Annotated in this window: 5 protein-coding genes and 1 riboswitch; of the genes, 4 read left to right on the top strand and 1 reads right to left on the bottom strand. The window is 70.6% G+C overall.

Features of this window, described 5'->3' with window-relative positions; translation table 11 throughout:
• Positions 1 to 620 (top strand): chemotaxis protein CheB (locus BUB20358_RS28820; protein ID WP_302477257.1); only part of this gene is annotated, 620 nt, incomplete at its 5' end.
• 234 nt (positions 621 to 854) lie between these two features.
• A riboswitch (Fluoride riboswitch) is annotated at positions 855 to 961 on the top strand.
• Positions 962 to 1038: 77 nt separating this feature from the next.
• Entirely contained in the window at positions 1039 to 2280 is a 1242-nt protein-coding gene (locus BUB20358_RS17565; RefSeq protein WP_035973576.1) for a voltage-gated chloride channel family protein, read from the top strand.
• A 209-nt stretch (positions 2281 to 2489) separates the two neighbouring features.
• Here BUB20358_RS17565 and BUB20358_RS17560 read toward each other — a convergent pair whose 3' ends face one another.
• Complete coding sequence (locus BUB20358_RS17560; protein ID WP_035973578.1) at positions 2490 to 3422, bottom strand: LysR family transcriptional regulator; 933 nt, start codon at positions 3420 to 3422, stop codon at positions 2490 to 2492.
• A 265-nt stretch (positions 3423 to 3687) separates the two neighbouring features.
• Here BUB20358_RS17560 and BUB20358_RS17555 point away from each other — a divergent pair, with 265 nt between their 5' ends.
• Entirely contained in the window at positions 3688 to 4638 is a 951-nt protein-coding gene (locus BUB20358_RS17555) for a hydroxymethylglutaryl-CoA lyase (protein WP_035975095.1), read from the top strand.
• 11 nt (positions 4639 to 4649) lie between these two features.
• Entirely contained in the window at positions 4650 to 5801 is a 1152-nt protein-coding gene (locus tag BUB20358_RS17550; RefSeq protein WP_035973581.1) for a CaiB/BaiF CoA transferase family protein, read from the top strand.
• Positions 5802 to 6000: the final 199 nt, after the last annotated feature.

Here is a 6000-nt window from a genome sequence, read left to right as displayed (position 1 = left end):
CACTCTTTCCCTACACGACGCTCTTCCGATCTCCCGCGCGCGGCCGGCCGACGCTCGTCGCGATCGGCGCGTCGGCGGGCGGGCCGACCGCGCTCACCGCGCTGCTGCGCGCGCTGCCGGCCGATTTCCCGGCCGCGATCGTGATCGTGCAGCATGTCGATCAGGCGTTCGCGGCCGGGATGGCCGACTGGCTCGACGGCTACACGCGGCTGCCGGTGCGCGTCGCGCGGCAGGGCAGCGTGCCGCGCGCGGGCGAAGTGCTGCTCGCGGCGTCCAACGATCATCTGTGGGTGTCGCCGCGCGGCGTGCTCGGCTATACGCGGCATCCGGCCGACACGCCGTACCGGCCGTCGATCGACGTGTTCTTCCACAGCGTCGCCGACGGCTGGCAGGGCGACGCGCTCGGCGTGCTGCTGACCGGCATGGGGCGCGACGGTGCGCTCGGGCTGAAGGCGATGCGCGCGAAGGGCTGCTACACGATCGCGCAGGACGAGGCGACCAGCGCCGTGTACGGAATGCCGAAGGCGGCCGCGGCGATCGGTGCGGCGTCCGCGATCCTGCCGCTCGAGCGGATCGCGCCGCAGCTGATCGCGCGCGTGACGCGTGCGTCGGCGGATTGAGCGTGTATCGCGGCCGCGCGCTCGGGGGGCGGCAGGGCGGCAGAGCGCCAGGCGGCGAGGCGGCAAGGCGGCAAGGCGGCCAGGCGGCAAGGCGGCAAGGCGGCGAGGCAGTAGAGCGACAAGGTAGTAGAGCGGTAAGGCGGTAGAGCGGTAGGGCGATAAGGCGGTAGGGCGATAAGGCGATAAGGCGACAAGCGGCGCGTTGCGTGCGGCGCGAGCGCTCGCGTACAATGGCCGCCTTGCGGAGATGGCATGCCTCCCTGCGGTCGATCGCCGCGCGTTACGCGGCGCGCTTCGGCCCTCAACCGCCGGTTCGCCCGGCTGATGATGCCTGCGCATTCCTGGGTGTCAGGAGGTCGCAGGCCGTCCATGCGGTGTTCTGCCGCCCAGGTTCGATGTTCAGCCGAATCTGGAAATCATGTTCTTCACGACTTCTGCCGATCTTCTCGCGACCGCGCGCTACGTGTGCCGCTGGCTCGCACTGTCGGCCGTGCTCGGCGCGCTCGCCGGCACGGCTTCCGCGCTGTTTCTGATCGCGCTCGACCACGCGACCGGCATGCGCGTCGCGCACCCGTGGCTGCTGTGGCTGCTGCCGGCGGCCGGCTTTGCGACCGGGTGGGTCTACCATCGCTTCGGCCAGTCGGTCGCGCGCGGCAACAACCTGCTGATCGACGAGATTCACGATCCGAAGGCGCTCGTGCCGAAGCGGATGGCGCCACTCGTGCTCGTCGCGACCGTCGTCACGCATCTGTTCGGCGGCTCGGCCGGACGGGAAGGCACCGCGGTGCAGATGGGCGGCGCGCTCGCCGATCGCGTCACGCATCTGTTCCGTCTCGATCGCGAGCATCGGCGCGTGCTGCTGATGGGCGGCATCGCGGCCGGCTTTTCGTCGGTGTTCGGTACGCCGCTCGCGGGCGCCGTGTTCGGGCTCGAGGTGCTCGCGATCGGCCGCCTGCGCTACGACGCGCTGCTGACCTGTGTCGCGTCCGCAATCGTCGCGGACGCCATGTGCCGCGCGTGGGGCGTGCATCACACCGTTTACGCGATTCCGTTCGTGCCGGCCGTGTCGGCCGCGCGGCTCGCCGCGACGATCGCCGCGGGCGTCGCGTTCGGTGTCGTCGGACGGCTGTTCGCGCACGCGACGCATGCGCTGACCGCATGGTTCCGGCGCGTGGTGCGCGTTGCGCCGCTGCAGCCGGTGCTCGGCGGCGCGCTCGTCGCCGTGGCGGCCACGGTGCTCGACGTGCCGCAGTATCTCGGCCTCGGCATTCCGACGATCGAGGCCGCGTTTCGCGGGCCGCTGCCGGTCTACGACTTCGCCGGCAAGTTCGCGTTTACGGTGGTCACGCTCGCGTCGGGGTTCAAGGGCGGCGAAGTGACGCCGCTGTTCTACATCGGCGCGACGCTCGGCAATGCGCTCGCCCACGTGCTCGCGCTGCCGGTGCCGGTGCTCGCCGGGCTTGGCTTCGTCGCGGTGTTCGCGGGCGCGGCGAACACGCCGATCGCATCGACGATCATGGCGATCGAGCTGTTCGGCGCGGATATCGGCGTGTACGCGATCGTCGCGTGCGTGGTCGCGTATCTGTTTTCCGGACATGCGGGGATTTACCGCGCGCAGCGCGTCGCGGTCGGCAAACGCGCGCGGGGCGAAGCCGATTGATGGGGCATCGTCGACGTGCCGGTTGCGTTTGCCGGTCGCGAGTCGCTAACCGCGAGTCGCGAGTCGCAAGTCGCAAGTCGCAAGTCGCCGACCGCCGACCGCCGATCGCCGATCGCCAACGTCAACGTCAACGTCAACGTCAACGTCAACCGTCGTCGCCCGTCGCCGGCCGCCTCCCGTTCGAATCGGCGCGACGACCTCCGCTGCGGTCATGCGTGACGTTCGTCCGGCGTCGATCGCGTGAGCGCCGCGCGGCGCGTCAGATGATCGACCATCTTCTGCGCGGCCGGCTGCAGGAAATCGAAGTTCTTGAAGCACACGACGAAGCGGCGCTCCGCCCACGCATCGACGAGCGGAATCACCTTGACGCCGAACACGGCCTGATAGGTCGCCGCGACTTCGACGGGCACGACGCTGATCCCGAGGCCGGCCGCAACCACGCGAAACGCGGCGTCGAAGCTCGACACGATCACGCGGTACGACAGCGCGCCGCCCGCATTCGCCGCCGCGCGCTGCAGCATCGTATGCACGGCGGTGGCCGGCGGCAGACCGACGTGCTCGTATGCGAGCGTCTGGTCGAAGCTCAGCTGCGTCATGCGGGCGAGCGGATGATCGGGGTGCACGGCGAGCGCCAGCCGGTCGCGCCGGTACGGCCGATGCTGCAGGCCCTGCAGATCGACGTTGTCCCAGCACACGCCGACGCTCGCGACGCCTTCGCGCAGCTGGCGCACGAGATCGCTGGAAAGCCGCTCCTCGACGTCGACGCGAATGTTCACGTTCTCCGCTTCGCTCATGAATGCCGCGATGTCGTCGAGCAGCGCTTCGGCGATCGCCGAGGCCGACGCGCATATGCTCACGCGGCCGCGCAGTCCGCCGCCGAACGCGGCGATGTCGCTGCCGATGCGCTCGAGCGTGAACAGCACGCTGCGCGCATGCTCGAGCAGCGCGAGCCCTGCGCCGGTCGGCTCGACGCCACGTCGTGAACGCGCGAGCAGCGGCACGCCGAGATCCGTCTCGAGCTGCGCGATGCGCTTGCTGATCGCCGACGGTTCGATATGCGCTTCGTCGCCGGCGCGCGCGATGTTGCGGTGCTCGCATACCGACACGAACAGGCGCAGCGTCTTCAGGTCGATGTCGCGCACGGCGGTCTCCTTCGGGGCGGGTTTTCAGATGGGGAACGCGCGTGCGTCGCCGCGACGATCGCCGCCCGGCGCGTTCGCGCTGCCCATGCATACGTCGGACCGCGCGGTGCCGTGCACGGCCGGTTCCGGCGGCCGCGACGCACTTCCGAGACATTCCGGTTCGGAACGATCGACGTTCCGGATCGCCGCTTTACTGCGATTCAGGAACGCCTAAAGTTATCACGACGCCGGCGCCCCGATGACCGGCGAAAACACGGAGACGACGATGCCCTTGTTCCCCTCCGACGTCGCGATTCGCGAAGTCGGCCTGCGCGACGGCTTGCAGAGCATCCGCCGCATTCTTCCGACGGAACGCAAGATCGAATGGATTCGCGACGCGTACGCAGCCGGTCTGCGCGAAATCGAAGTCGGATCGTTCGTACCGGCGCGCCTGCTGCCGCAGCTTGCGGATACGGCCGAGCTCGTCGCGTTCGCGAAGACGCTGCCCGGGCTGTCGGTGTCGGTGCTCGTGCCGAACCTGAAGGGCGCCGATGCCGCGCTGCATGCGCAAGCCGATCTGCTGCTCGTGCCGCTGTCGGCGAGCCGCGCGCACAGCATCGCGAACCTGCGCAAGACGCCCGACGAAGTCGTCGCGGACGTCGCGCGCATTCGCGCCGCGCGAGACGCATCCGGCGCGAAGACGCTGATCGAAGGCGGCATCGGCACCGCGTTCGGCTGCACGATCCAGGGCCGCGTCGCGCCGGACGACGTGCTGCGCTACATGCAGGCGCTGCTCGATGCGGGCGCGGATCGCGTGAGCATCGCGGACACGGTCGGCTATGCGGGCCCGCGCGCGGTCGGCGAGCTGTTCGCGCGCGCCCGCGAACTGGCCGGCGAACGCCTGTGGTGCGGTCATTTCCACGACACGCGCGGCCTGGCGCTCGCGAACGTCTATGCGGCGCTCGAAACCGGCGTCGCGCGCTTCGACGCGTCGCTCGGCGGCATCGGCGGCTGCCCGCACGCACCGGGCGCGAGCGGCAACGCGGCGACCGAAGACCTCGCGTTCATGCTCGCCGGCATGCGCATCGCGACCGGCGCCGACGTGCCGGCGCTGCTCGCGCTGCGCGCGAAGCTCGCGCGCTGGCTCGACGGCGAAACGCTGCATGGCGCGCTCGCGCGCGCCGGGCTGCCCGCAACATCCGCATGCGACGCGGCCGGCGTCGCATGCGCCACCTGAGGTCGCCGACCATGACCGTCAACGCAAGACTTCCGCTCGACGGCGTGCGCGTCGTCGAATTCACGCACATGGTGATGGGGCCGACGTGCGGGATGATCCTCGCCGACCTCGGCGCCGAAGTGATCAAGGTCGAGCCGCCCGGCGGCGACCGCACGCGCAAGCTGCCGGGGCTCGGCATCGGCTTCTTCCGCTCGTTCAACCGCAACAAGAAGAGCGTGGTCATCGACATCGCGACGCCGCAGGGCAGGGACACCGCGACCGAGCTGATCGGCACCTGCGACGTGATGATCGAGAACTTCCGGCCCGGCCTGATGAAGTCGTTCGGGCTCGACTACGACACGCTGTCCGCGCGTTATCCGGCGCTCGTGTACGTATCGCACAAGGGCTTTCTGCCGGGCCCGTACGAGAAGCGTCTCGCGCTCGACGAGGTCGTCCAGATGATGGGCGGGCTGTCGTACATGACGGGCCCGGTCGGCCGGCCGTTGCGTGCGGGAACGTCGGTCAACGACATCATGGGCGGGATGTTCGGCGCGATCGGCGTGCTCGCGGCGCTGCGCGAGCGCGACGTCACCGGGCGCGGCCAGGAAGTGCAGAGCGCGCTGTTCGAAAACTGCGTGTTCCTGTCCGCGCAGCACATGCAGCAGTACGCGATGACGCGCGAGGCGCCGCCGCCGATGCCCGCGCGCGTATCCGCGTGGAGCGTGTACGACGTGTTCACGCTGGCGGACGGCGAGCAGCTGTTCATCGGCGCGGTCAGCGACAAGCAGTTCGTCACGCTGTGCGACGTGCTCGAACGTCCGGACATCGCCGCGAACCCGCGCTTCGCGACCAACGCGATGCGGGTCGACGTGCGGCCCGAGCTGCTCGCGTGTCTTGGCGCGGTGCTGAAAGACCGTCGCGCGGACGAGCTCGCGCCGAAGCTGGAAGCGGCCGGCATTCCTTATGCGCCGATCGTGCGGCCCGAGCAGCTGCTCGACGATCCGCATCTGCGCGCCAGCGGCGGCCTCGCGCCGATGCAGGCCGACGACGGCAGCATGACCGACGTGGTGCTGCTGCCGATCACGCTCGGCGGCCGCCGCCCCGGCGTGCGGCACGCGCTCGCGCGGATCGGCGAGCATACGCACGAGGTGCTCGGACGCCTGCGGAACAAGGCGGTCGCATGAGCGGCGCGGCGATCGGCATGCCGGCACGCGCGGGCGTGCGCGCGGTCGTCGCGCGAACGAAGCATGCCGCGCAGATGCGGCGCATGCCCGGCGCGGCCTGCGTCGGGCCGACGTAGCGACGGCGCGAGACGCCCGCCGCATCGCGCGACCGTGCGCGTGCGCGACGGCGGATCGGCGGCGCCCCGCACGGCGCGGCGCC

Origin of the sequence: Burkholderia dolosa (genome assembly GCF_902499135.1) — a bacterium.
GTDB classification, from domain to species: Bacteria; Pseudomonadota; Gammaproteobacteria; order Burkholderiales; family Burkholderiaceae; genus Burkholderia; species Burkholderia dolosa.
The sequence above is the reverse complement of the archived record's forward strand: the minus strand, read 5'-3'. Positions and strand labels throughout refer to the sequence as shown.

Coding starts and splice junctions, on each gene's coding strand:
- BUB20358_RS17565 (WP_035973576.1), top strand. CDS start 1,039: ATGTTCTTCACGACTTCTGCCGATCTTCTCGCGACCGCGCGCTACGTG.
- BUB20358_RS17555 (WP_035975095.1), top strand. CDS start 3,688: ATGCCCTTGTTCCCCTCCGACGTCGCGATTCGCGAAGTCGGCCTGCGC.
- BUB20358_RS17550 (WP_035973581.1), top strand. CDS start 4,650: ATGACCGTCAACGCAAGACTTCCGCTCGACGGCGTGCGCGTCGTCGAA.